The following is a 25549-nucleotide window of genomic DNA, read 5'->3' as shown; positions in this document are numbered from 1 at the left end:
CAGCGCCCGGGCCGGATTGACGCTGCGCGCGAAGCCGTTCAAGGAAACCCGAGGGAAGGGAGCCCCATGCGACAGGATACGCTGCGCCAAAGGATCGTTTCGAGCCCCGCGTTGAACCGGGCGGCGGCAGGGCTGTTCCGGCTCTGGCTGGAGCTGGTCTATCGCAGCTCGCGCCGGGAGGCGGATGGCTGGGAGGCGGTGGCGCGGCTGATCGAGACGCATGGCGCGGTGATCATCGTGTGCTGGCATCAGCGGATCATGCTGACGCCGTGGATGTTCGACCTGGCGCAGGCGCCGTGCCGGAGCCTGACCTCGGCCGGGCGGGCGGGGCGGTTGGTGGGCTGGATGCACCGCGCCTTTGGCTATGGAACGGTGCCGATGCCCAAGGGGCATTGGGGGGCCGCGCAGATGCGCGATGTTCTGCGCGGCCTGAAGGAGGGCGTGTCCATCGGCATATCGCCCGACGGGCCGCGCGGGCCTGCGCGGGTGGCCAAGGTGACGCCGATCCAATGGGCGCGCACGGCGCAGGTGCCGGTGGTGGTCTTCACCTTTTCGACCTCGCGGGCGTGGTATTGGCGGACCTGGGACAGGCTGATGTTCCCGTTGCCCTTCGGGCGGATCGCGATGCTGTGGCGGGTCTGGGACCGCGCGGTGCCGCCCCGGTTCAGCGAGGAGGAAGGCGAGGCTTTGGCCGCCGAATTGGGGGCCTTCATGGATGATGTGACGGCACAGGCCGATGCGCGGGTCGGGCGGTGAGCGGTTTGGGGCTGGTGCGCCTTAAGGCGCACCCTACGGCGAAGACCGGAACATTGGCGTAGGGTGCGCCTGAAGGCGCACCCTACAGAGATGATCGGAACACTGGCGTAGGGTGCGCCTGTCACGGCGCACCGCATGGCCGGGGCCGCCCGGCGTCAGGGGCGGATTGCCTCGAGCGCCGCAAGATCGGCGCCACAGATCGCGGCCTCGGCCGCAAGGATGCGGTCGATGGGCCAATCCCACCATGCGATCTCCAGAAGCCGGGCGATGGTCCTGGCCTCGAACCGCGGCCGGATCACCCGGGCCGGATTGCCCGCAACAAGGCTGTAGGCCGGGATATCGCCCGCAACCACCGCGCCCGCGCCGATGATCGTGCCCGAGCCGATCCGCGCGCCGGGCAGGATGGTGGCGCGGGTGCCGATCCAGACATCATGGCCGATGATCGTGTCGGGGCCCGGACCCGGCAGCGAGGGCCGCCCCGCCGCTTCCCCACCGCCGAAGATGGCGAAGGGATAGGTGGAAAACCCGTCATGCCGGTGGTTGGCCGAGGCGGTGACGAAAAGCGCGCCATCGGCGATCTGGCAAAAGCGCCCGATCACCAGTTTCTCGGGGCTGAAGGGATAGGTGTAGGGGGCGATATGGGCGGCCCAGTCCGCGGGCGGATGATGGGCCGAGGCATAGGTATAGCCGCCGATCTCGATCCTTGGGTGGTCGATGACGGCGCGCAGGTAGGTGGTGCCGGGATGGGCACTGCCATCGGGCAGGGTGACGGGATGGACGGCATCGGGCCGCGCGAAGGGGGGTGCAGAGGGCATGGAGGGACCTGTCGTCTGAGGGGGTTTCGGGCGTGAAACGGGGTCAGAGCGGGGTCTTGTCCATGTCGGCCTCCATCGCGGGATGGGGCGGACGTAGCGTATCTTGTGCCAAAAAGCAAAAGGGCCGCCCGGAGGCGGCCCTTTCTTGTCGGGTGATCCTGTGGATCACTCGATGATCTTCGACACCACGCCGGCACCAACCGTGCGGCCGCCTTCGCGGATGGCGAAGCGCAGGCCGTCTTCCATCGCGATCGGCGCGATCAGCTCGACCGTGAACTTCAGGTTGTCGCCGGGCATCACCATCTCGGTGCCCTCGGGCAGCTGAACCGTCCCGGTCACGTCCGTCGTGCGGAAGTAGAACTGCGGGCGGTAGTTCGCGAAGAACGGCGTGTGACGGCCACCCTCTTCCTTGGTCAGGATGTAGGCTTCGGCCTCGAACTTCGTGTGCGGCTTCACCGAGCCGGGCTTGCACAGCACCTGGCCGCGCTCCACGCCTTCACGGTCCACACCGCGCAGCAGCGCGCCGATGTTGTCGCCCGCCTCACCACGATCCAGCAGTTTGCGGAACATTTCCACGCCCGTGCAGGTCGTCTTCTTGGTGTCGCGGATGCCCACGATCTCGATTTCGTCGCCGACGTTGATCACGCCACGCTCGACGCGGCCGGTCACCACGGTGCCGCGGCCCGAGATCGAGAACACGTCTTCGATCGGCATCAGGAAGGGCTGGTCCACGGCGCGCGCGGGCGTCGGGATATAGGCGTCAACCGCCGCCATCAGTTCGCGGATCTTGTTCTCGCCGATGTCGGCGTCACGGCCTTCCATCGCGGCCAGAGCCGAGCCCGAGACGATCGGAATGTCGTCGCCGGGGAAGTCGTAGGAGGACAGAAGCTCGCGGATTTCCATCTCGACGAGTTCCAGAAGCTCCGGATCGTCGACCTGGTCCACCTTGTTCATGAACACGACGAGCGCGGGAACGCCCACCTGGCGCGCCAGCAGGATGTGCTCGCGGGTCTGGGGCATCGGGCCGTCGGCCGCGTTCACCACCAGGATCGCGCCGTCCATCTGCGCGGCACCGGTGATCATGTTCTTCACGTAGTCGGCGTGGCCGGGGCAGTCGACGTGCGCGTAGTGGCGCGCCTCGGTCTCGTATTCCACGTGCGCGGTCGAGATCGTGATCCCGCGTGCCTTTTCCTCGGGCGCGCCGTCGATCTGGTCATAGGCCCGGAATTCGCCGAAATACTTCGTGATCGCCGCCGTCAGCGTCGTCTTGCCGTGGTCCACGTGACCAATCGTGCCGATGTTCACATGCGGCTTGTTACGTTCAAACTTTGCCTTTGCCATGGCCCTCGCACCTTGTCCGTTCGGGGGCCGCCGCGCGGATCATGCGAGGGCCCGGTTCAACATCGCGGGCGAGGTAGTCGGGTCGCGGGGAAAAATCAAGCCGATAAAGGCATATCGGCCCGATGCGTTCAGGGCACCGAGGGGGTGCGCGGCGACACGGGCAGGATGAGGGCCTCGACCGGGGTGACGGCGGTGACGGGGGCGTCGGTTTCGGCGGGCAGCTGGGGCGGCGCGGCCGGGTCCACCGGCACCGGTTCGACCGGGGGCAGGGCCACGGCTTCGCCCGCGACGGGGGCGGCGCGGAAGGGCGGCGCATCGGGATCGACGCTGAACCATTCGGGATTTTCCAGCATCCAGCGCTGGATCTGGCGGGCGGCATTGCGCGCGAGCACCTGCATCTGTTCTTCACGGGAGCGGGCGATGCCCGAGCCGATCACGGCGGTTTCGGCAGAGGCGCCTTCGAAGATGACGATCTGTTCGGGTTCCTCGTGGAGTTTCACGCCCGCCGCGTCATCCCAGACATTGACCGAGAGCACGAGGATCGAGCGCGGGTTCATGATCAGGGGAATGCCCGGCGGGGCGAGCGCATAGCCGTCGATGGCGATGCCCAGGTGATAGAGCCTGTCGCCCTCGTAGGGGCCGAAGCGGCGCGCGATCTCGGAGGTGAGGATGGCGGTCCATTCCTCGGCGGAGGCTTCGCGGGAGGGCGGCACCTGCTGCATGTTGTCGGCGACCACGATATTGTGACCCAGCCGGAAATCGCCCATGTTCGGCAGCTCGTCCGTCAACGGATCGGGGGCCGCGCCGCAGCCGGTGAGGGCCACGAAGAGCGCGAGCGGGGCGAAACGGGTCAATCGGCGGATCATGCGAGGCTCCGGCAGCGAAAAGGCTGGGACGGGGATAGCGCAGCGCGGGGCGGGACGCAAACGCACCCGGCTGGCAGGGGGGATGTCTGACGCTATCTTGATCGGCAAGATGTCCGTCGGGGTCTTTGCATGAAGAGCGTCATACCCGATCCCCGCCTGCCGGTCGCGGCAGAGCTGCCCCGCGCCCCGATGGGGATTTTGGCCAGCTACCGCGCCGCGCGCGACAACATCTTGTCGATCATTCCCGAGGCGGCGCTGGAGGTGCCGATCCTGTCGGGACGCACGGGGCCGGATCGCTGGCACATGGTGATGGACCCGCCGTCGATCCGGCGCATCCTGCTGGAACGGGTCGAGAGCTATCCGAAATCGGAGGTGACGAAATCCATCCTGCGGCCCGCGCTGGGCGACAGCCTGTTCGTGGCCGAGGGCGATCACTGGCGTTGGCAGCGGCGGGCGGCGGCCCCTGCCTTTGCCGCGCGCAATGTCGATGCGCTGACCCCGGTGATGACGCGCGCCGCCGAGGCGGCCGTGGCGCGGATCGGGGCCGCCGTCGGGCGGCGCGCGATCAACGCGGTGGACGAGATGGTCGGCGCGACCTTTGACGTGATCGCGGATGTCACCTTGTCGGACCGGGAGGGGATCGACCGGCAGGAGGTGGGGGCGGCGCTTGATGCCTATATCGACAGCGCGGCACGGGTCAGTCTGCTGGATGTTCTGGGGTTGCCCGGTTGGGTGCCGCGCCCGGGGCGGCAGGTGGCGGTGGCGGAGCTGTCGCGGTTGCAGGGGGACATGGAGGCGGCCATTGCCCGCCGCGCCGTCGAAGGGCCCCGGCCCATCCCGGACCTGATGGACCTGTTGCTGGCGGCGACGGACCCCGAGACGGGGCGGCGCATGACCACAAGCGAGCTGCGCGAGAACCTGTTGACCTTCATCGTGGCGGGCCATGAGACGACGGCGCTGACATTGGCATGGGCGCTCTATCTCTGTGCCTTCGACCCCGAGGTGCAGGCGCGCGCGGGGGCCGAGGCGCGCGAGGTTCTGGGCGCGCGCGCGGCAGGGGCCGAGGATGTGGCGCGGCTGCCTTTCGTGCGGCAGGTGGTGGAGGAGGCGCTGAGGCTCTACCCGCCGGGGGGCTTTCTGTCGCGCACGGCGCAGGACCGCGACCGGCTCGCCGGGGCCGAAATCCGGCGGGGGGATACGGTGATGATCCCGGTCTATGGCCTGCATCGGCATCGGCGGCTGTGGGAGGAGCCCGACGCCTTTCGCCCCGACCGTTGGGCGGCGCGCGCGGAGATCGACCGCTACCAATACCTGCCCTTTGGCGATGGGCCGCGCATCTGCATCGGAGCGCGGTTCGCCATGCAGGAGGCCGTGGTCATCCTGGCCACCTTGCTGGCGCGGTTCCGGTTCCGGGCCGTGCCTGGTCGGGGCCCGCGCCCGGTGATGATCCTGACGCTGCGGCCCGAGGGCGGGGTGTGGCTGGAGGTCGAGGCCGTCTGAACGGCCCCCCGCTTTCGGCTTTGGGGGTCGGTGACGGCTATTGCGCCGCCATCAGATAGGGATGCCCGCCGAGGCCCGCCGTGTCGGACGGGGTGATGCGGAACTGCGCCACTTCGCGCGAGAGGGTTTCGGAAGCCCCCGACAGGAGCCGCGCGGCATTCGTGCTTTCGACCGCCATTTCGGCGTTTTCCTGCGTGAGCCCGTCGAGTTGCGACACCGCATCGTTGATCTGGGCGAGGGTGCTGGCCTGCGCGGCGAGGCCCGTCGCGATCCGGCCCACCGTTTCCGACAGGTTGCCGACCCCTTCGAAGACGGTGCTGATATCCTTGCCTGCGCGGTTCACGAGGCCCACGCCGTTTTCGACATGACGCGCGCTTTCGGCGATCAGCTCGTTGATCTCGCGGGCCGAATCGGAGCTGCGCTGGGCGAGTTGGCGGACTTCCTGCGCGACGACGGCAAAGCCGCGCCCGGCGCTGCCTGCGCGCGCCGCCTCGATCGCGGCGTTGAGCGCGAGGAGGTTCGTTTGCACGGCGATGGCGTCGATGGCGCTGACGATCTTGGAGATGCGGGCGGAGGATTGCTGGATCAGGCCCATCGCGTCGATGGCGTTGCGGAAGATCGCGCCGCTGCCTTCGGTCAGGTCGCGGGTGCGCTGGGCGATGCCGTCGGCCTGTTCGGCCTCGGCGGCGGCGGAGCGGACGGTCGAGGTGAGCTGTTCGACGGCGGCGGCGGTCTGGCCAAGGGCGGAGGCCTGGCTGGTCGTGCGGCCCGACAGGTTTTCGGAGGCGTCGCGAATCTCGGAGCTGATGCTGCCGACCGCGCCCGTGACCTTGCCCACGCGCCCGATCAGGGTGGTCAGGTTGCCGGAGGTGCGGTTGAAGGTTTCGGCAAGGATCGCGAGATCGGGAATGTCGCTGACCGGCAGGCGCTGGGTCAGATCGCCCTCGCTCAGGCGTTCGAGGCCCTCGGCCAGGCTTTCGACGGCGTCGCGGCGCGCGGTCACATCGGTGGCCACCTTGACGACGCGCGTGATCTTGCCCGTCGCGTCGAGGACGGGCGCATAGGTGGCCTGGATCCAGATGCGGCGGCCGGTCCGGGTCAGGCGGGGAAACTGGTCGGTAAAGATGTCGCCCGCGCGCAGGCGGTGCCAGAAATCGGCATATTCCGGGCTGGCGGCATAGCTGGGATCGACGAAGATGCGGTGATGGCGACCGATGACGGCATCGGCGGTGTAATCGAGGGCGGCGAGGAAATTCGCATTGGCCTGAAGGATCGTGCCGTCGGTGGTGAAATGAATGACGGCCTGCGTGCGATCGACCATCGCGAGCAGGGCGGCATCGGCCTCGGATAGGCCGTGATGTGTGGTGTCCATGGTGGTCGTGTCCGTCTGTCCGGGAATACTCGTTCAGAACAACGGTGGATACACGCCGAAGTTTAGTGCGGGACGGGGCGGTCAGAGCCTCCGGGCGTAGACATCGCCGGAATTGGCGGCATGGGGCAGGGCGCGGATTGTTTCGGCCATGCGGGCCGCATCGACCCAGTCGGGCAGGGTCAGGGTGTGATCCTCACCCAGGGACAGGTTGAAGCGGTAATCGCCAAGGGCTGTGGCGCGGTCGAGCGCGTCGAGGGCCGCGTCGCGCTGGATCGTGGTGATCTCGAACGAAAAGGCGGGAAGGGGGTGGGAGAGGCCCGCGAGAACCGCGGCTTCGTGGCCTTCGACGTCGATCTTGACGAAATCGGGCAGGCCATGGGCGGCGATCAATGCGTCAAGCGTGGTGACCGCGACATCCTGGGCGCTGTCCCATGTCTGACCCTCCCAGCCGGGGGCGCCGTCGGCGGCGGCGATGAAATCCTGCGACAGGGTGGAGACGGTTGGATTGGCGGTGTTGAGGAACATGCGCGCGGTGCCGGGGGCCGCGCCGACAGCGCCCGGAACCAGCGTCACGCCGGGATCGTTGCGGAACATGAGGCGCAGGGCGCGCAGGGCGACGGGCTGGGGGTCGACGGCCACGACCCGCGCGCCCAGACGCCGGAAGCTGGCCACGCGGTCGCCCACATGCGCGCCGATGTCGAAGACGAGGCCGCCGGGTTTGACGAAGGTGGCGTTCAGCGCATCCATGCGCCGGGTGCGGTCGGCATCGCGGTGATAGACCCGAAGCGACCGGGCGATACCCGTGACGGCACGCGGGCGGGATGTGTCGGGCATCGGGCGGGTCCTCGGGATCGGCTGCGGCCCTTTGGGAGATATGCGCCCGGAGGGCCACGTCCATGGGCGATGATGCGGGGGGCCGCCTTGCGCAGGGGGCGGCCCTTGCGTATATGGCGCGGGATCGACCCGGAGAATACGCATGGCCAACCCGTTCCAGTTCCTCCAGCAGACCCGCAGCGAGATCGCCAAGGTGGTCTGGCCCTCGCGCCGCGAGGTGCTGGTGACGACGGCGATGGTGTTCCTGATGGCGGTCGTTTTCGCGATCTTCTTCTTTTTCGTGGATTTCCTGATCCGGCAGGGTCTGGAACTGATCCTGACCGTTTTCGGCTGATCGCGCAGGACGCGTTCGGGCTATCGTCTGCGGGCTTGCCATCGGCGCGGGCTGGGCGTATGCACGCATGATCTTCCCCCGACATCGACAGTGACGCGCCCATGCTCTCTCCAGTCGTGTCCGGACGGAAGGCGCACCCGGCGCGGGCCGGGGAAGTGACAGTTACATCGGCGCTGCGCGCGCTGCGAGAACCAAGGGGAAATCGGCCATGGCGAAGCGGTGGTATTCCGTCAGCGTCCTTTCGAATTTCGAGAAGCGGATCGCCGAGCAGATCCGCACGGCCGTGGCCGAGAAGGGCCTTCAGGACGAGATCGAAGAGGTTCTGGTTCCCGAAGAGGAAGTGATCGAGATCCGTCGCGGCAAGAAGGTCACCGTGCCGCGCCGCTTCATGCCCGGTTACGTTCTGGTGCGGATGGAGATGACCGACCGCGCCTATCACGCGATCAATTCCATCGCGCGGGTCACCGGTTTTCTGGGTCCGCAGGGCCGCCCGATGCCGATGCGCGACGATGAGGTCAACGCGATCCTGAACCGCGTCGAGGAAGGCGAGGCCACGCCGCGTTCGACGATCACCTTCGAGATCGGCGAGAAGGTCAAGGTCAACGAAGGCCCGTTCGAGGATTTCGACGGCATGGTCGAAGAGGTCGACGAGGACAACCAGCGCCTGAAGGTGTCGGTGTCGATCTTTGGCCGGGCAACGCCGGTCGAGCTGGAGTTCACGCAGGTCTCCAAGCAGATGTAAGGGCCGGGCGGCGACACGCCGCCGGGGCTTGCATGGCGGGGCGTAACGGTCTATGCGCCCAGCCTGTCGCGCATGCGCGGCATTCCCATGTGGGAGGCGAGGTCTTCGCGAAGGCCGGACCGCACCACATCGACAAAGGCCAAGGGGCGCGCCCTGCGGCTGTTGAGAAAAGGAGAGGCCAAGATGGCCAAGAAACTTGCTGGCAAGATGAAGCTGCAAATCAAGGCGGGGCAAGCCACCCCGTCCCCGCCGGTCGGCCCCGCATTGGGTCAGCGCGGCATCAACATCATGGAATTCTGCAAGGCGTTCAACGCCAAGACCGCAGACATGGAGCCCGGCGCACCGTGCCCGACCGTGATCACCTATTACCAGGACAAGTCCTTCACGATGGACATCAAGACGCCCCCGGCGTCCTATTTCCTCAAGAAGGCAGCGGGCCTGAAGCCCGTGGGCAAGCGCAACCGTCCGCGCGGCGGTGACAAGCCCGGTCGCGTCAACATCGCTTCGATCACCGCGGCACAGCTGCGCGAGATCGCGGAGGCCAAGATGGTCGACCTGAGCGCGAATGACGTCGAATCGGCAATGAAGATCATCCTCGGCTCCGCGAAGTCGATGGGTATCGAGGTGAAAGGGTAAGCCATGGGGAAGATCGCAAAGCGCCTGCAGGCCGCCCGCGCCGCCTTTGACGGCAAGGAAGACATCTCGATCGAGGAAGCCGTCGCGCTGATCAAGGCGAATGCCTCGGCCAAGTTCGACGAGACCGTCGAGATCGCCATGAACCTGGGCGTCGACCCGCGTCACGCCGACCAGATGGTCCGTGGCACGGTGAACCTGCCCAACGGCACCGGCAAGACCGTGCGCGTCGCCGTGTTCGCCCGTGGTGCCAAGGCCGATGAAGCCAAGGCCGCCGGTGCGGATGTCGTCGGGGCGGAAGACCTGATGGAAACGATCCAGGGCGGCACGATCGATTTCGACCGCTGCATCGCCACGCCGGACATGATGCCGATCGTCGGTCGCCTGGGCAAGATCCTGGGCCCGCGCAACCTGATGCCGAACCCCAAGATCGGGACCGTCACCATGGACGTCAAGGAAGCCGTCGAGGCGGCCAAGGGCGGCCAGGTGCAGTTCAAGGTCGAGAAGGCCGGCGTGATCCATGCAGGCGTCGGCAAGGTGAGCTTTGGCGAAGAGCAGCTGGCCCAGAACATCCGCGCCTTCGTGGATGCGGTGTCCAAGGCCAAGCCGGCGGGTGCCAAGGGTGCCTATCTCAAGCGGATCTCGCTGAGCTCCACCATGGGGCCGGGCGTTTCGGTCAGCCTCGACAGCGCGACCAGCGCAGGCTGAACGCCGCCTGATCGGTGAAAAGACCTGAAAGGGCACGCCATAGCGCGTGCCCTTTTGCTTTGCGGGTCGGGGTTTTGCCCGGAATTGCGGCAGGTCATCGGGGTGCGTGACGATGATCGTGCCCGATTTGCCACAAGCGCGGACTTTAGTATCGGATTTTCCCCACTTTGGGGGAGGACATTCGTCTTTGGATTGGTGTAGCGTCGGGTCAACCACGAGTATCGAGTAGGGTTTCGCGATGTATCGCCATGTTTCGACTATCGCATTGGCTGTTGCGCTGGGTGTGTTCGGCCTGAGTGCGCAGGCGCAGGACGGGGCTTCGGTCACCGGTGGCGCCGCGCCGTTGCAGGCGCAGCCCAGCCCCTCAGCTTCACTGGCTTTCCCGTCCGTCTTCGGCGCGACCTCGGCCGTGTCGGCACCCAATGGCACCGCCTTTGCCGCGCTGAGCTATGTCACCCCGCGCGGTGGGGTGAAGTCGTCGGATGATGATGGAGATCTGAGCCTTGGCTATGCCTTTGGCAATCCGGTCAGCGGCGTCAGCGCGCAGGTGGCGATCAATGTCCTTGGCCTCGACCCGTTCGGGGATGCCGGCAGCGTCTCCCTCAGCCTGTCGCGGATGCTGCGGGCGGGCGGAAGCTCGGCCACGTTTGCGTCGGTGGGGGCGGGCAATGTCCTGCCCTGGGGTGTCGCGCGTCGGGGTGACACGACCTATGTCGCGGCCGTTTCGCATATCCAGGCGTATCAGCTCGCCAATGGCGTGGAACTGCCGGTGCAATACACCTTTGGCTATGGCAGCGCGTCGACCCTGTCGGATGACGGGCGGGGCCGGGCCGGGCCGGGCGCATTTTTCGGCGTGGGCATGGGTCTGACCCAGAACCTGTCGGGCAGCATCTCCTTCACCGAGACGCAGGTGAACATGGGCTTGAGCCTGTCGATCCCGCAACTGGCGGGTGCGGGGCTGTCGCTGGGTGTCTATGACGTGACCGACAACACCAACCGCCAGCAGGTCGCGCTGGGCCTGTCGCTGGCATTCTGAGCGCCGCGCGCTAATCCGGGGAGAATGAGCATGAGTTTTCGCAAGATCATGACCGGGCTGGCTTTTGCCGGTGCCCTCTTTGCCGCGTCCGGCGCGCAGGCCGGTGGGTCGAGCACGCCCAACGCGGTGGATGTGTTCACGCCGGGCACCACGACCGTGGTGGCCGCCGCCTTTGCCGAAGCGCGGTCCGTTCTTTTTGGCGGTGGTTCGCTGACCGAAACGCCCACGGCCGGGGGCGGCACGACGGCGACCCTGCCCAGCGGCACGACGATCACGGTGTCGGCTGGTGGCACCACGATCACCGTGACGCCTGGGGGTGGCGGTGCGCCGATCACCGTGTCCTCGTCCTTTGTCGCGTCTATCCTAGCCGGGTTTCTCTGATCCGGCGGTGCCTGCGGCGCTGCGATCGCAGGCGTGATGGTTCGGCACCGGTGCCTGCGCGCCGGTGCCGTTTTCGTTCCGGACGGAGCCATCACCCTATCTTTCGGGGCTTGGCACCCTGCGCGAATGGGTCTAGGGAGGACGCTGGCTGCAAGGGGCGATTCGTCGCCCCTTGTTGTCTTTCGTCCGAGACGGTGGGTTGGGTGTTGCACCCGTTAAATCCTGCCTGAGACGGGATCAGGTCAGACAACCGAGGGCTCGACCGTTCGAGCGCCTGGCGGTCTCTGGTTCCGTTGCGCAAGCGGACCAAAACCGCCGGAGCGATCCGGTAGAACTGAGCCGGGGCCATCCGATCATGTCGGGGCCCCAAACTGGAGTAAACCTGTGGATAGAGCCCAGAAAGAGAAAGTGGTCGAGGAACTCGGCCAGATCTTCGAAAGCTCTGGCGTCGTGGTGGTGGCACACTACCAGGGCCTCACGGTTGCCGAGATGCAGGATCTGCGTGCACGCGTTCGCGATGCAGGCGGGGCCGTGCGTGTCGCCAAGAACAGGCTCGCCAAGATCGCCCTTGAAGGCACCGATGTCGCTGGCATCGCGGACCTTCTGACGGGCATGACCGTTCTCGCCTATTCCGAAGACCCGGTCGCAGCCGCCAAGGCCGCGGACGAGTACGCCAAGGCCAATGACAAGTATGTCATCCTCGGCGGTGCGATGGGTGGGACCGTTCTGAATGCCGACGGTGTGAAGGCCGTCGCGAAGATGCCGTCGCGCGAGGAGCTCATCGCTTCGATCGTCGGCTGCATCGGCGCGCCCGCTTCGAACATCGCCGGTGCCATTGGCGCCCCTGCTTCCAATATCGCCTCCATCCTTTCGACCATCGAAGAGAAGGCGGCGTAAGCACCCGATCGAGACCCGCCGCTTGCGGCGTTGGAACCCCATACCTACATACGGAACCTGAAAAATGGCTGATCTGAAGAAACTCGCAGAAGAGATCGTCAACCTGACCCTGTTGCAGGCTCAGGAACTCAAGACCATCCTCAAGGATGAATACGGCATCGAGCCCGCCGCTGGCGGCGCCGTGATGATGGCAGGCCCCGTCGGCGACGCCGGTGCTGCAGCCGAAGAGGAAAAGACCGAATTCGACGTCGTCCTCAAGAACGCAGGCGCACAGAAGATCAACGTGATCAAGGAAGTGCGCGCGATCACCGGTCTGGGCCTGAAAGAAGCCAAGGACCTCGTGGAAGCTGGCGGCAAGGTCAAGGAAGGCGTTGCCAAGGCAGAAGCAGAAGACATCAAGGCCAAGCTGGAAGCAGCTGGCGCAGAGGTCGAGCTGGCCTGAGGCCAAAGCATATCCCCCCGGTCCATGTGGCCGGGCGGGACCCAAAAAGGCTGGGCCCGGAGAGATCCGGGTCCAGCCATCCGCGTCTTGGCAAGGGCCCCGCGGGGCGTTTTCCAAGACGGTGGCAACGGGATCGGGATTTGCCGGTGGGACGGCAAGCAGATTGATCCGTCACGTCTTGTTTCATGGTGCTGTTCCACCGAGGCCCCGGCGGTGAGAGCGGCACAGCGAAACACATCGAAAGGTGCGCGAGAGCATGGCTCAGACCTACGCAGGCCAGAAACGTATCCGCAAATTCTACGGCAAAATCCGCGAAGTGCTGGAGATGCCGAACCTGATCGAGGTGCAGAAATCCTCCTATGACCTGTTCCTCAAGTCCGGCGACGGCGAAAAGCCCGCCGACGGCGAAGGGATCATGGGCGTTTTCCAGTCGGTTTTTCCGATCAAGGATTTCAACGAGACCGCCGTTCTGGAGTTCGTGAAATACGAGCTCGAACAGCCAAAGTTCGACGTGGACGAGTGCCAGCAGCGCGACCTTACCTATGCCGCGCCGCTCAAGGTCACCCTGCGCCTGATCGTGTTCGATGTCGACGAGGACACCGGGGCCAAATCGGTCAAGGACATCAAGGAACAGGACGTGTTCATGGGCGACATGCCCCTGATGACGCCCAACGGCACCTTTATCGTCAACGGCACCGAGCGCGTGATCGTGTCCCAGATGCACCGGTCGCCCGGCGTGTTCTTCGACCACGACAAGGGCAAGACGCATTCTTCGGGGCGTCTGCTGTTCGCCTGCCGGATCATTCCCTATCGCGGCTCGTGGCTCGATTTCGAATTCGACGCCAAGGACATCGTCTTTGCCCGCATCGACCGCCGCCGCAAGCTGCCGGTCACGACGCTGCTTTATGCGCTGGGGCTGGACCAGGAAGGCATCATGGATGCCTATTACGACACCGTCACCTTCAAGCTCGAAAAGAACCGTGGCTGGGTCACGCGGTTCTTCCCCGAGCGGGTGCGGGGCACGCGCCCGACCTTTGACCTGGTCGATGCCGCCACGGGCGAAGTGATCGCCAAGGCCGGCGACAAGGTCACGCCGCGCACGGTCAAGAAGCTGATCGACGAAGCGAAGGTGAAGGAACTGCTGTTGCCCTTCGAGCAGATCGTGGGCCGGTTCGTCGCCAAGGACATCATCGACGAGGAAACCGGCGCGATCTACGTCGAGGCCGGGGACGAGCTGACCTGGGAAATCGGCCGCGATGGCGAGGTTTCGGGCGGCACGCTCAAGGAATTGCTGGATGCGGGGATCACCGAGATCCCGGTGCTCGACATCGATAACATCAATGTCGGCGCCTATATCCGCAACACGATGGCCGTCGACAAGAACATGAACCGCGACGGCGCGCTGATGGACATCTATCGCGTGATGCGCCCGGGCGAGCCGCCGACCGTCGAAGCGGCCTCGACCCTGTTCAACCAGTTGTTCTTTGACAGCGAGCGCTACGACCTGTCGGCCGTGGGCCGGGTCAAGATGAACATGCGTCTGGATCTCGATGCCGCCGACACGCAGCGCACGCTGCGCCGCGAGGACATCATCGCCTGCATCAAGGCGCTGGTGGAACTGCGCGACGGCAAGGGCGATATCGACGACATCGACCACCTGGGCAACCGCCGCGTGCGGTCGGTCGGCGAATTGATGGAGAACCAGTATCGCGTCGGTCTGCTGCGCATGGAGCGCGCGATCAAGGAGCGGATGTCGTCGGTCGAGATCGACACGGTGATGCCGCAGGATCTGATCAACGCCAAGCCTGCAGCGGCTTCGGTGCGCGAATTCTTCGGTTCGAGCCAGCTGTCGCAGTTCATGGACCAGACCAACCCGCTGTCCGAAGTGACGCACAAGCGGCGTCTGTCGGCGCTTGGGCCGGGCGGTCTGACCCGCGAGCGCGCGGGCTTCGAGGTGCGCGACGTGCACCCGACCCACTATGGCCGGATGTGCCCGATCGAGACGCCCGAAGGGCCGAACATCGGTCTGATCAACTCGCTCGCCACCTTTGCGCGGGTGAACAAGTACGGCTTCATCGAAACCCCCTACCGCAAGGTGAAGGATGCGCAGGTGACCGACGAGGTCGTCTACATGTCCGCGACCGAGGAAATGCGCCACACCGTGGCGCAGGCCAACGCGCATCTGTCGGGCGAGGGCCGGTTCGAGAACGAGATGGTCAACACCCGCCAGTCGGGCGAATACACGCTTGCACCCCGCGAGCAGGTCGACCTGATCGACGTGTCGCCCAAGCAGCTGGTGTCGGTTGCCGCCTCGCTCATTCCGTTCCTGGAAAATGACGACGCGAACCGCGCGCTGATGGGCTCGAACATGCAGCGTCAGGCCGTGCCGCTGTTGCAGGCCGATGCGCCCTTTGTCGGGACCGGCATCGAATCCAAGGTCGCCATCGATTCCGGTGCGGCGATCCAGGCGCGGCGCGCCGGGATCATCGACCAGGTCGACGCGCAGCGGATCGTGGTCCGCGCCACCGAGGATCTGGAACTGGGTGACGCGGGCGTGGACATCTACCGCCTGCGGAAATTCCAGCGCTCGAACCAGAACACCTGCATCAATCAGCGCCCGCTGGTGAAGGTGGGTGACAAGGTGTCCAAGGGCGAGGTGATCGCCGATGGCCCGTCGACCGACATGGGGGAACTGGCGCTCGGCAAGAACGTCGTCGTCGCCTTCATGCCGTGGAACGGCTACAACTACGAAGACTCGATCCTGATTTCCGAGCGGATCGTGCGCGATGACGTGTTTACCTCGATCCATATCGAGGAATTCGAGGTCGCCGCCCGCGATACCAAGCTCGGGCCCGAGGAAATCACCCGCGATATCCCCAACGTCGGCGAGGAAGCGCTTCGCAACCTCGACGAGGCGGGCATCGTCTATATCGGCGCCGAGGTCGGCCCGGGCGACATCCTTGTGGGCAAGATCACCCCCAAGGGCGAAAGCCCGATGACGCCCGAGGAAAAACTGCTGCGCGCGATCTTCGGCGAAAAGGCATCGGACGTGCGCGACACGTCGCTGCGCCTGCCGCCCGGCGATTTCGGCACGGTCGTGGAAGTGCGCGTCTTCAACCGCCATGGTGTGGAAAAGGACGAGCGCGCGCTGCAGATCGAGCGCGAGGAAGTGGAACGTCTGGCCCGTGACCGGGACGACGAGCTGACCATCCTCGAGCGCAACATCTATGCGCGTCTGAAGTCCATGATCCTCGGCAAGACCGCGGTGAAAGGGCCCAAGGGCATCAAGGCCGGCTCCGAGATCACCGAGGAGTTGCTGGAGACGCTCAGCCGTGGCCAGTGGTGGCAGCTCGCACTCGGCGACGAGAAGGACGCGGCCGAGGTCGAGGCGCTGAACCAGCAGTTCGAGGCGCAGAAGCGCGCGCTCGATCACCGGTTCGAGGACAAGGTCGAAAAGGTCCGTCGCGGCGACGATCTGCCCCCCGGCGTGATGAAGATGGTCAAGGTCTTCATCGCCGTGAAGCGCAAGCTCCAGCCCGGCGACAAGATGGCTGGCCGTCACGGCAACAAGGGCGTGATTTCCAAGGTGGTGCCGATGGAGGACATGCCGTTCCTCGCGGATGGCACCCCGGTCGATTTCGTGCTGAACCCGCTGGGCGTGCCGTCGCGGATGAACGTCGGCCAGATCCTCGAGACGCATATGGGCTGGGCCGCGCGCGGTCTGGGCATCCAGATCGACGAGGCGCTGGACGAATACCGCCGCTCGGGCGACATGACGCCGGTGCGTGACGCGCTCAAGATCGCCTATGGCGAAGACACCTACCGCGACGCGTTCGGCGACAAGGACGAGCAGGAGATCCTCGAAGCGGCGGGCAATGTCACCCGCGGTGTTCCGATCGCCACGCCCGTCTTCGACGGTGCCAAGGAGGCCGATGTCAACGATGCGCTGACGCGGGCCGGTTTCGACACCTCGGGCCAGTCGGACCTGTTCGACGGGCGCACGGGCGAGAAATTCGCCCGCAAGGTGACCGTGGGCGTCAAGTACCTGCTCAAGCTGCACCACCTGGTGGACGACAAGATCCACGCGCGTTCGACGGGTCCGTATTCGCTCGTCACCCAGCAGCCGCTGGGCGGCAAGGCGCAGTTCGGCGGCCAGCGTTTCGGCGAGATGGAGGTCTGGGCACTGGAAGCCTATGGTGCCGCCTACACCTTGCAGGAGATGCTGACGGTGAAGTCGGACGACGTGGCGGGCCGGACCAAGGTCTACGAGTCGATCGTCAAGGGCGAGGACAATTTCGAGGCCGGCGTGCCAGAATCGTTCAACGTTCTCGTCAAGGAGGTCCGGGGTCTGGGCCTCAACATGGAACTCCTGGATGCGGAGGACGAGGAATAAGGGCGAAGGGTTTCGGTGCGCCTGAAGGCGCACCCTACCCATGGCCCGTAGGGTGCGCCGGTCGGCGCACCTGCCCCTCTCTCTCCCGCCCGATATTCGAGGTATCAAGATGAACCAGGAACTGACCAACAACCCGTTCAACCCGCTGACCCCGCCCAAGGCTTTCGATGAGATCAAGGTCTCTCTGGCGAGCCCCGAGCGCATCCTCAGCTGGTCCTTCGGCGAGATCAAGAAGCCCGAGACGATCAACTACCGGACCTTCAAGCCCGAGCGCGACGGCCTGTTCTGCGCCCGCATCTTCGGGCCGATCAAGGATTACGAATGCTTGTGCGGCAAGTACAAGCGGATGAAGTATCGCGGCGTCGTCTGCGAAAAGTGCGGCGTGGAAGTGACCCTGCAAAAGGTCCGCCGCGAGCGCATGGGCCATATCGAACTGGCCGCGCCCGTCGCCCACATCTGGTTCCTCAAGTCGCTGCCCAGCCGGATCGGCCTGATGCTCGACATGACGCTGCGTGACCTGGAACGCATCCTCTATTTCGAGAATTACGTGGTGATCGAGCCGGGTCTGACCGATCTGAGCTATGGCCAGCTCCTGACCGAGGAAGAATTCCTCGATGCGCAGGACGCCTATGGCGCGGATGCGTTCAGCGCCAATATCGGGGCCGAAGCGATCCGCGAGATGCTGGCGAACATCGACCTCGAGGCCGAAGCCGCCAACCTGCGCGAAGAGCTCAAGGAAGCCACCGGCGAACTGAAGCCCAAGAAGATCATCAAGCGGCTCAAGATCGTCGAGAATTTCCTCGAATCCGGCAACCGCCCGGAATGGATGGTTCTGACCGTCATTCCCGTGATCCCGCCGGAACTGCGCCCGCTGGTGCCGCTGGATGGCGGCCGGTTCGCGACCTCGGATCTCAACGACCTCTATCGCCGGGTCATCAACCGCAACAACCGTCTCAAGCGGCTGATCGAATTGCGCGCGCCCGACATCATCATCCGCAACGAAAAGCGGATGCTGCAGGAATCGGTCGATGCGCTGTTCGACAACGGCCGTCGCGGCCGCGTCATCACGGGGGCCAACAAGCGCCCGCTGAAGTCGCTGTCGGACATGCTCAAGGGCAAGCAGGGCCGGTTCCGTCAGAACCTTCTCGGCAAGCGCGTCGACTTTTCCGGCCGTTCGGTCATCGTGACCGGCCCGGAACTGAAGCTGCACCAGTGCGGCCTGCCCAAGAAGATGGCGCTCGAACTGTTCAAGCCGTTCATCTACTCGCGGCTCGAGGCCAAGGGGCTTTCGAGCACCGTCAAGCAGGCCAAGAAGCTGGTGGAAAAGGAACGTCCCGAGGTCTGGGACATCCTGGACGAGGTGATCCGCGAGCATCCGGTTCTGTTGAACCGCGCGCCGACGCTGCACCGTCTGGGCATCCAGGCCTTCGAGCCGATCCTGATCGAAGGCAAGGCGATCCAGCTGCACCCGCTGGTCTGTTCGGCCTTCAACGCCGACTTCGACGGTGACCAGATGGCTGTTCACGTTCCGCTGAGCCTCGAGGCCCAGCTGGAAGCGCGCGTGCTGATGATGTCGACGAACAACGTTCTGTCGCCCGCCAACGGCGCCCCGATCATCGTTCCGTCGCAGGACATGATCCTTGGCCTTTACTATGTCACGCTGGAACGCGAGGGCATGAAGGGCGAAGGCATGGTCTTTGCCAATGTGGACGAAGTGCGCCATGCGCTCGACGCGGGCGAGGTGCATCTGCACTCCAAGGTCAAGGCGCGCGTCAAGCAGATCGACGAGGAAGGCAACGAGGTCTGGAAGCGGTATGACACCACGCCCGGCCGCGTTCTTTTGGGCGATCTGTTGCCGCTGAACGCCAAGGCGCCGTTCGAGCTGGTCAACCGTCTGCTCCGCAAGAAGGAAGTGCAGCAGGTCATCGACACCGTCTACCGCTACTGCGGTCAGAAGGAATCGGTCATCTTCTGCGACCAGATCATGGGCATGGGCTTCAAGGAAGCGTTCAAGGCCGGGATCTCCTTCGGCAAGGACGACATGGTCATTCCCGAAACCAAGTGGACGCTGGTCGAAGAGACCCGCGACCAGGTCAAGGAATTCGAACAGCAGTACATGGACGGCCTGATCACCCAGGGCGAAAAGTACAACAAGGTAATCGACGCCTGGTCCAAGGCCAACGACAAGGTCACGGACGCCATGATGGCCACGATCTCGGCCCCCAAGAAGGACGAGACCGGCGCCGAGATGGAACCGAACTCGGTCTACATGATGGCGCATTCCGGTGCGCGGGGTTCGGTCACGCAGATGAAGCAGCTCGGCGGGATGCGCGGCCTGATGGCCAAGCCGAGCGGAGAGATCATCGAGACGCCGATCATCTCGAACTTCAAGGAAGGTCTGACCGTTCTTGAATACTTCAACTCGACCCACGGCGCCCGCAAGGGTCTGTCGGATACCGCGCTCAAGACCGCGAACTCGGGCTATCTGACCCGTCGTCTGGTCGACGTGGCGCAGGATTGCATCGTGCGTCTGGACGATTGCGGCACCGAGAACACGATCACCGCCGAGGCGGCCGTGAACGACGGTGAAGTGGTCGCGTCGCTCGCCGAGCGCATCCTGGGCCGCACCGCGGGCGAGGATATCTGCGTGCCCGGCACCGACGAGGTGATCGTCGCCAAGGGCGAGCTGATCGACGAACGCAAGGCCGATGCCGTGGAAGCGGCAGGCGTGCAATCGACGCTGATCCGCAGCCCGCTGACCTGCGAGGCTGAAGAGGGCGTCTGCGCGACCTGCTATGGCCGCGACCTGGCGCGCGGGACCAAGGTGAACACCGGCGAGGCCGTCGGCATCATCGCGGCCCAGTCGATCGGGGAACCCGGCACGCAGCTGACGATGCGGACCTTCCACATCGGCGGCGTTGCCCAGGGTGGCCAGCAGTCCTTCCAGGAGGCGAATGTCGAGGGCAAGGTGACCTTTGCCAACCCGAACCTTCTGGCGAACCCGGCGGGCGAGCAGGTGGTGATGGGCCGCAACATGCAGCTCGTCCTGACCGACGACCAGGGCACCGAGCGCGCCAGCTTCAAGCTGGGCTACGGCACCAAGGTCCACGTTCAGGAAGGCGCGCAGGTCAAGCGCGGCGACCGTCTGTTCGAATGGGACCCCTATACCCTGCCGATCATCGCGGAAAAGACCGGGACGGTGAAATACGTCGATCTCGTCAGCGGCATCGCCGTGCGCGAGGAAACCGACGATGCCACCGGCATGACCCAGAAGATCGTGGCCGATTGGCGCACCGCGCCCAAGGGCAACGAGCTCAAGCCCGAGATCCTGATCGTGGGCGAAGATGGCGAGCCGGTCCGCAACGATGCGGGCAACCCGGTGACCTATCCGATGTCGGTGGACGCGATCCTTTCGGTCGAGGATGGCCAGACCATCCAGGCCGGCGAGGTCGTGGCGCGTATCCCGCGCGAGGGTGCCAAGACCAAGGACATCACCGGGGGTCTGCCCCGCGTGGCGGAATTGTTCGAAGCTCGTCGTCCCAAGGATCACGCGATCATCGCGGAGATCGATGGTTATGTGAAATTCGGCCGCGACTTCAAGAACAAGCGCCGGATCACCATCGTTCCGACCGACGAGAGCCTGGAGCCCGTGGAATACATGGTGCCCAAGGGCAAGCACATCCCGGTGGCCGAGGGCGATTTCGTCCAGAAGGGCGATTACATCATGGACGGCAACCCCGCGCCGCATGACATCCTTGCGATCATGGGTGTCGAGGCGCTGGCGGTCTACATGATCAACGAGGTGCAGGAGGTCTATCGTCTGCAGGGCGTGAAGATCAACGACAAGCACATCGAGGTGATCGTCCGCCAGATGCTCCAGAAGTGGGAGATCCTCGAGAGCGGGGAAACCACGCTCCTCAAGGGCGAGCATGTGGACAAGGCGGAACTGGATGCCGTCAACGCCAAGGCGGAGGCCGATGGCCGTCGTCCGGCCGAGGGGCAGCCGATCCTGCTGGGGATCACCAAGGCAAGCTTGCAGACCCGCAGCTTCATCTCGGCGGCGTCCTTCCAGGAAACCACCCGCGTGCTCACCGAAGCCTCGGTCCAGGGCAAGCGCGACAAGCTGGTGGGTCTCAAGGAGAACGTCATCGTCGGCCGCCTGATCCCGGCGGGCACCGGTGGCGCGACCCAGAACGTGGAGCGGATCGCCAAGACGCGCGACCTGTCCGTGATCGAGGCCGCCCGCGCCGAGGCCGAAGCGGCCGCAGCCCTGGCCGCCCCGGTGGTCGAGGATGCACCGGCCGAAACCGCGGATGCGGAGGAAGGCCCGGCGGAGTGATCCGCAGGACCCGAGCCTGAGACATAGGAACGCCCCGCCATCCGGTGGGGCGTTTGCTTTTGGGGCGGGGACGGTGGCGTTCCCCCATTCCGTTCCCCCCGGCTTTGTCCTAGGCTTTTGACGAACGGGCAAAACACGGCGCCATGGGCACGCGGGACGACAACCAGATCATCGGCCTGTGCCGGTTTTCCTACCTGGGCGAGGGCGGGTTCGCCACGCAGCAGCAGGATATCGAGGCGGCGGCCAAGGTGCTGTACGCCATCCCCCGGATGCTGCGCCGCTTCGCCTATTTCGAGAATATCTGCCTGCCGTCCCTGGCCGCCCAGACCGACCAGGATTTCAAGCTCGTGGCGCTGATCGGCGACACGATGCCGTTCCGGTGGCGCAAGCGGCTGAAAGGGCTGATGGAGCAATACCCGTTCCTCGAGGTCTGCACGCTGGAGGCGGCGGGGCCGCTCAATTCGACGCGACGGGCCTTTCGGCGGGGGTGGAACGAGCGCGCGACCTATATCACCGGGTTCCGCATCGATGACGATGACGCGGTGGCGGTGGATTACATCGAAAAGACCCGCGCCATCGCCGACCAATTGCTGACGCTTGGCTGGGCGGACGAGGAAACGCCCGCCGCGATCTGTTTCCACCGGGGCATCTATTGGGACATGGAGCGCGCCGAAGAGGATCAATTCTGGGATTTCTCGGAGAAAGAGCCCCTCGGCCTTGCTTCGGCCATGATCACGACGCCCGAGGGGATGTCGAACATCTATCGCTGGAACCATCGGCGGCTGGCCAGCCAGGTGCGCTGTTGGATCGATCCAAACGACTACATGTTCGTGCGCACGCTGCATGGTCACAATGACAGCGACCGGTCCATCCCGCCCGATGCGCGCAGCCTGCCCGCTTGGCAGGCGCGCAAGCTGTTCCGCGACCGGTTCGGCCTGTCGCCGCGAAAACTCCTGCCCCTGATCCAGCAATTGACGGAAGACGAAACGTGAGCGCCCCCCTGAGCCCCAACCTGAAGGGGGCGCTCTACATGACGCTCTCGATGGCCGCCTTCACGCTGAACGATGCCTGCGTGAAGCTGGTGGCCGAAACCGTGCCGCTGTTCCAGATCGTGGCGCTGCGGGGCCTGTCGACGACGATCCTGTTGGCCGTGACCGTGCATCTGACCGTGGGGCTGCGGTTTTCCATGCCGCGCCGGGACAGGCCGCTGGTGGCATGGCGGACCGTGGCCGAGGTGGGGGCGATGGTGGCGTTTCTGTTGGCGCTGACGAACATGGCCATCGCCAATGCGACCGCCATCCTGTCGGCGCTGCCCCTGATGGTGACGCTGGCCGCCGCCGTCCTGTTCCGCGACCCGGTCGGCTGGCGGCGCTGGGCGGCCATCGGGGTGGGGTTTGTCGGCGTGATGATGATCGTCCAGCCGGGCACCGACGGGTTCAACGAATGGTCGCTTCTGGCGCTCTTGTCGGTCGTGATCATCACGGCGCGCGATCTGCTGACGCGGGCCTTCAGCCCGGCAGTTCCGTCGATGTCGGTGGCGGTGATCACGGCGGGCGCGGTAGGCGCCTTTGGCGCCATCGTGTCGCTGTTCACGCCCTGGATGGCGATGGGGCTTTACGAGATCGCGCTGACGCTGGCGGCTTCGGTCTTCATCATCGGGGGATATGTCTTTGGCATCATGGTGATGCGAATCGGAGAGGTCGGTTTCGTCTCGCCCTTCCGCTACACCTCGCTGATCTTTGCGCTGATCCTTGGCTTCGTGATCTTCGACGAATTTCCGAACACCTTGGCATTGTTCGGCGTTGCGACGGTAATGGCGGCCGGCATCTATACATTGTTTCGCGAACGGATCCGAAAACAGGATGTTTCACCCCGTCCGGGGCGCATGTGACGCCACAGCCGCGCCCTGAACCGGGCGTCGAAAGATCGCGCAATCCAGCCTTCGACATGCTATGCTGATCCCTGCGAGCACCACGCCTTGTGCGTGACGTAACCCTGTCGTTGCGTTCTCGGGCCCAGAGTTGCGTTCGGCCCCATCCTCAAGCTGACACGGCACACCATCCCCGCATTCGGGGGGGAGGGATGGATCATGGCGGATCTTGCGAACCCGTTTTTTCGGGGCAGGGACATCGACGAGCGCATGTTCGGGGGCAACCTCGTGTTCAGCCAGGACAGGTTGGACGGCACCTTTCCCCTGCGCGCGGAACAGGCCGGGCTTGAGGTGATCCGCTATCCCGGCGGGCACGCGACCGAGGCGTTTTTCGATCCCGCCAACCCGGAGGCCGACAGCGTCACATTCGTCAACGATCTTGGCGAGACGGTCACGCTGGGTCTTGTGACGTTCAGCGCCTTTGCCGATTACGCGCGGCTGAACGAGCTTGGGGCGATCATCGTCCTGCCGGTCCAGCGCTATCTCAACGCGTGGCATGACGCGGCGGGCGACAGGCCCGGGATCCTGACTGCCGAGGATGTCGCGGCCCTGAGGTCCTACACCGAAACCGTTCTGGCCAGCGGCGTTCCGATCCATGCCATCGAGATCGGCAACGAGCCCTGTCTGTCCGGCGTGAACGATGGCGATTACGGGCGGATCGTCAACGAGATGTCGGTGGTCGTGCATGACGCCATCCGGGATTTTGAGGCGACCGCAACCGTGCCGCAGGGCTATGTGCATCCGGTTCTGAGCCTCGTGATGACGCCGCATTTCTGCACGGCCGATACCGATGGGGACGGGGTGGCGAGCTTCGAGGAATCCCTGATGGAGCGTCTTGGCCAGCTATCGCCCGAGGCGCTGGCCCATATCGAGGCGCTTACGGTCCATCGCTATGTCAGCGGCGATTACACGTCCATCGACCTGTTCCAGGCCCCGTGGATGCGGGCGCAGCAGCCGGTGGAGATGTCGGGCCGCGATCTCGAGGTGATCGTGACCGAATGGAACATCAGCGCCACGCAGGGCGGCGTGTCCCGTTGGGCCAATGCCACCGAAGAGGAACGCGCGGGCATCGACACGGGGCTCAAACATGCGGGGGCCGTCGCCGCCATGTTCCACGAAATGGCGGTCCATGATGTGTCCATGGCCGCCTTTTGGGCCGTTCAGCAGAAAAACGACGTGAGCTTTGCCCTGCGCGAAGGGACGACCGCCGATCTGCGGGCAGGGGGACATATGTTCGCCACCCTGTCCGAGAACCTGCAGGGGATGCGCGCCATCGAGCTTGCCCGCCCCAGCCCCGACTTCGACCTGCATGCCTTTGCCGATCGCGACAGCCAGTTCCTTGTCATCAATTCGCGTCTGGACGCGACGCAGACCATGGAGCTCGACCTGAAGCCGCTGACCGGGCCGGTGAGCGGCGGCTGGGTCCGTGTGATGACCGCCGCCGAGGGACAGGACCCGCGCGACCCGAATGTCGATGTGGTGTTCGAACAGATCCCCCTGTCGGAGGTGCTGCTCGACGGCAAGCTGATCCTGTCGCTCGACCCGTGGGAGGTCGCCATCCTGTCGTTCGAGGCCGGTGGCGACGAGATGATCGCCGATGGCAGTGGCACAAGCCTGTTCGGCGGGAATGGGGACGATCTGCTGATCGGAAGCTTCCGGCACGAAACCCTGCACGGCGGCCTGCATGACGATGTCATCCGCGCCGGGGGCGGGCGCGATACGGTGCTGGGGGGCGAGGGCAACGATACCCTGGCGGGCAATTGGGCGAACGACCGTCTGGAGGGCGGTCTGGGCGATGATGTGCTCTTCGGACAGCGCGGGGCAGACACGCTGCATGGCGACGCGGGCAATGACCTGCTCGACGGGGGGATGCTGCGCGATGTCCTGCATGGTGGCGACGGCGATGACACGTTGGTCGGTGGGCGGGGCCATGACCTGTTCTGGGGCGGGGAGGGGGCCGATGTGTTCCGCATCCGCAAGGGCGATCAGGCATGGCGGGAACCGATCCACGATTTCGACGCGACCGAGGACAAGGTCGAGCTTCTGTTCGAGGATCTGACCTTTGACGACATCTTTCTGAGCCAGGAAGACAGCGCTGCGGTCATATCCTACGGGGTTGGATCCCTGACCCTGCTCGACACGAAGGCGGAGGATCTTTCGGAAGAGAATTTCGCCTTTCTCTGACCCGGTCCCGTAGCGCCCATTCGCCGCATCGCACCGGGCTGCCTGC

Annotated in this window: 20 protein-coding genes; 15 read left to right on the top strand and 5 right to left on the bottom strand. The window is 65.3% G+C overall.

Translation table 11 applies throughout. The features are described from left to right. The first annotated feature begins 66 nt into the window (after window positions 1-66). A complete protein-coding gene (locus AABA51_RS14740) occupies window positions 67-756 on the top strand; it encodes a lysophospholipid acyltransferase family protein (RefSeq protein WP_338272782.1) in 690 nt (229 codons plus the stop codon). Window positions 757-911: 155 nt separating this feature from the next. On the opposite strand, the gene AABA51_RS14735 is transcribed toward AABA51_RS14740, so the two are convergent. The 3 genes from AABA51_RS14735 to AABA51_RS14725 all read right to left on the bottom strand — a co-directional run bounded on the left by AABA51_RS14735 (window position 912) and on the right by AABA51_RS14725 (window position 3778). Beyond that, a complete protein-coding gene (locus AABA51_RS14735) occupies window positions 912-1571 on the bottom strand; it encodes a CatB-related O-acetyltransferase (protein ID WP_338272780.1) in 660 nt (219 codons plus the stop codon). Between the two features lie 165 nt (window positions 1572-1736). Further along, window positions 1737-2912 (bottom strand): elongation factor Tu, encoded by a 1176-nt coding sequence (gene tuf, locus AABA51_RS14730; RefSeq protein WP_338272748.1) that lies wholly within the window; start codon window positions 2910-2912, stop codon window positions 1737-1739. Window positions 2913-3040: 128 nt separating this feature from the next. Then, window positions 3041-3778 carry a hypothetical protein gene (locus tag AABA51_RS14725; protein WP_338272778.1) on the bottom strand — a complete coding sequence of 246 codons (738 nt, stop codon included), beginning with the start codon at window positions 3776-3778 and terminating at the stop codon, window positions 3041-3043. A 129-nt stretch (window positions 3779-3907) separates the two neighbouring features. Here AABA51_RS14725 and AABA51_RS14720 point away from each other — a divergent pair, with 129 nt between their 5' ends. Next, entirely contained in the window at window positions 3908-5278 is a 1371-nt protein-coding gene (locus AABA51_RS14720) for a cytochrome P450 (protein ID WP_338272776.1), read from the top strand. 37 nt (window positions 5279-5315) lie between these two features. Here the strand turns inward: AABA51_RS14720 and AABA51_RS14715 are convergent, their stop codons facing one another. Both AABA51_RS14715 and AABA51_RS14710 read right to left on the bottom strand, forming a co-directional pair. Continuing rightward, a complete protein-coding gene (locus AABA51_RS14715) occupies window positions 5316-6650 on the bottom strand; it encodes a methyl-accepting chemotaxis protein (protein ID WP_338272774.1) in 1335 nt (444 codons plus the stop codon). Between the two features lie 81 nt (window positions 6651-6731). Continuing rightward, window positions 6732-7484 carry an FkbM family methyltransferase gene (locus AABA51_RS14710; RefSeq protein WP_338272772.1) on the bottom strand — a complete coding sequence of 251 codons (753 nt, stop codon included), beginning with the start codon at window positions 7482-7484 and terminating at the stop codon, window positions 6732-6734. Between the two features lie 142 nt (window positions 7485-7626). On the opposite strand from AABA51_RS14710, the gene secE reads away from it, so the two are divergent. From secE to AABA51_RS14645, 13 genes are all read left to right on the top strand, one after another. Beyond that, window positions 7627-7818 carry a preprotein translocase subunit SecE gene (secE, locus tag AABA51_RS14705; RefSeq protein ID WP_277822116.1) on the top strand — a complete coding sequence of 64 codons (192 nt, stop codon included), beginning with the start codon at window positions 7627-7629 and terminating at the stop codon, window positions 7816-7818. Window positions 7819-8026: 208 nt separating this feature from the next. After that, window positions 8027-8560 (top strand): transcription termination/antitermination protein NusG, encoded by a 534-nt coding sequence (gene nusG, locus AABA51_RS14700; RefSeq protein ID WP_338272769.1) that lies wholly within the window; start codon window positions 8027-8029, stop codon window positions 8558-8560. A 183-nt stretch (window positions 8561-8743) separates the two neighbouring features. Next, complete coding sequence (gene rplK, locus AABA51_RS14695; protein ID WP_338272768.1) at window positions 8744-9196, top strand: 50S ribosomal protein L11; 453 nt, start codon at window positions 8744-8746, stop codon at window positions 9194-9196. Between the two features lie 3 nt (window positions 9197-9199). Next, window positions 9200-9901: a 50S ribosomal protein L1 gene (gene rplA / locus AABA51_RS14690; protein WP_338272767.1), complete on the top strand. Its 702-nt coding sequence runs from the start codon at window positions 9200-9202 to the stop codon at window positions 9899-9901. 265 nt (window positions 9902-10166) lie between these two features. After that, window positions 10167-10937, top strand: coding sequence for a hypothetical protein (locus AABA51_RS14685; protein ID WP_338272765.1), 771 nt, complete (start codon window positions 10167-10169; stop codon window positions 10935-10937). 30 nt (window positions 10938-10967) lie between these two features. Beyond that, window positions 10968-11318, top strand: coding sequence for a hypothetical protein (locus AABA51_RS14680; RefSeq protein ID WP_338272764.1), 351 nt, complete (start codon window positions 10968-10970; stop codon window positions 11316-11318). A gap of 384 nt (window positions 11319-11702) precedes the next feature. Beyond that, window positions 11703-12215: a 50S ribosomal protein L10 gene (gene rplJ, locus AABA51_RS14675; protein WP_277822103.1), complete on the top strand. Its 513-nt coding sequence runs from the start codon at window positions 11703-11705 to the stop codon at window positions 12213-12215. Between the two features lie 64 nt (window positions 12216-12279). After that, window positions 12280-12657: a 50S ribosomal protein L7/L12 gene (gene rplL / locus AABA51_RS14670; RefSeq protein ID WP_338272761.1), complete on the top strand. Its 378-nt coding sequence runs from the start codon at window positions 12280-12282 to the stop codon at window positions 12655-12657. Between the two features lie 256 nt (window positions 12658-12913). Further along, window positions 12914-17050 (top strand): DNA-directed RNA polymerase subunit beta, encoded by a 4137-nt coding sequence (rpoB, locus tag AABA51_RS14665; protein ID WP_338272760.1) that lies wholly within the window; start codon window positions 12914-12916, stop codon window positions 17048-17050. A gap of 109 nt (window positions 17051-17159) precedes the next feature. Continuing rightward, window positions 17160-21389, top strand: coding sequence for a DNA-directed RNA polymerase subunit beta' (gene rpoC, locus AABA51_RS14660; RefSeq protein ID WP_338272758.1), 4230 nt, complete (start codon window positions 17160-17162; stop codon window positions 21387-21389). A gap of 143 nt (window positions 21390-21532) precedes the next feature. After that, entirely contained in the window at window positions 21533-22381 is an 849-nt protein-coding gene (locus tag AABA51_RS14655) for a glycosyltransferase (protein WP_338272756.1), read from the top strand. Beyond that, complete coding sequence (locus tag AABA51_RS14650) at window positions 22378-23280, top strand: DMT family transporter (protein WP_338272754.1); 903 nt, start codon at window positions 22378-22380, stop codon at window positions 23278-23280. The genes AABA51_RS14655 and AABA51_RS14650 overlap by 4 nt, the downstream gene beginning before the upstream one ends. Before the next feature lie 198 nt (window positions 23281-23478). Next, entirely contained in the window at window positions 23479-25503 is a 2025-nt protein-coding gene (locus tag AABA51_RS14645; RefSeq protein WP_338272752.1) for a calcium-binding protein, read from the top strand. The last annotated feature ends 46 nt before the right edge of the window (window positions 25504-25549 follow it).

The sequence above is a fragment of the Roseicyclus marinus genome, assembly GCF_036322625.1.
Taxonomy (GTDB): Bacteria; Pseudomonadota; Alphaproteobacteria; order Rhodobacterales; family Rhodobacteraceae; genus Roseicyclus; species Roseicyclus marinus_A.
Note: the sequence above shows the minus strand (reverse complement) of the source record. Positions and strands in the feature narration are given on the sequence as shown.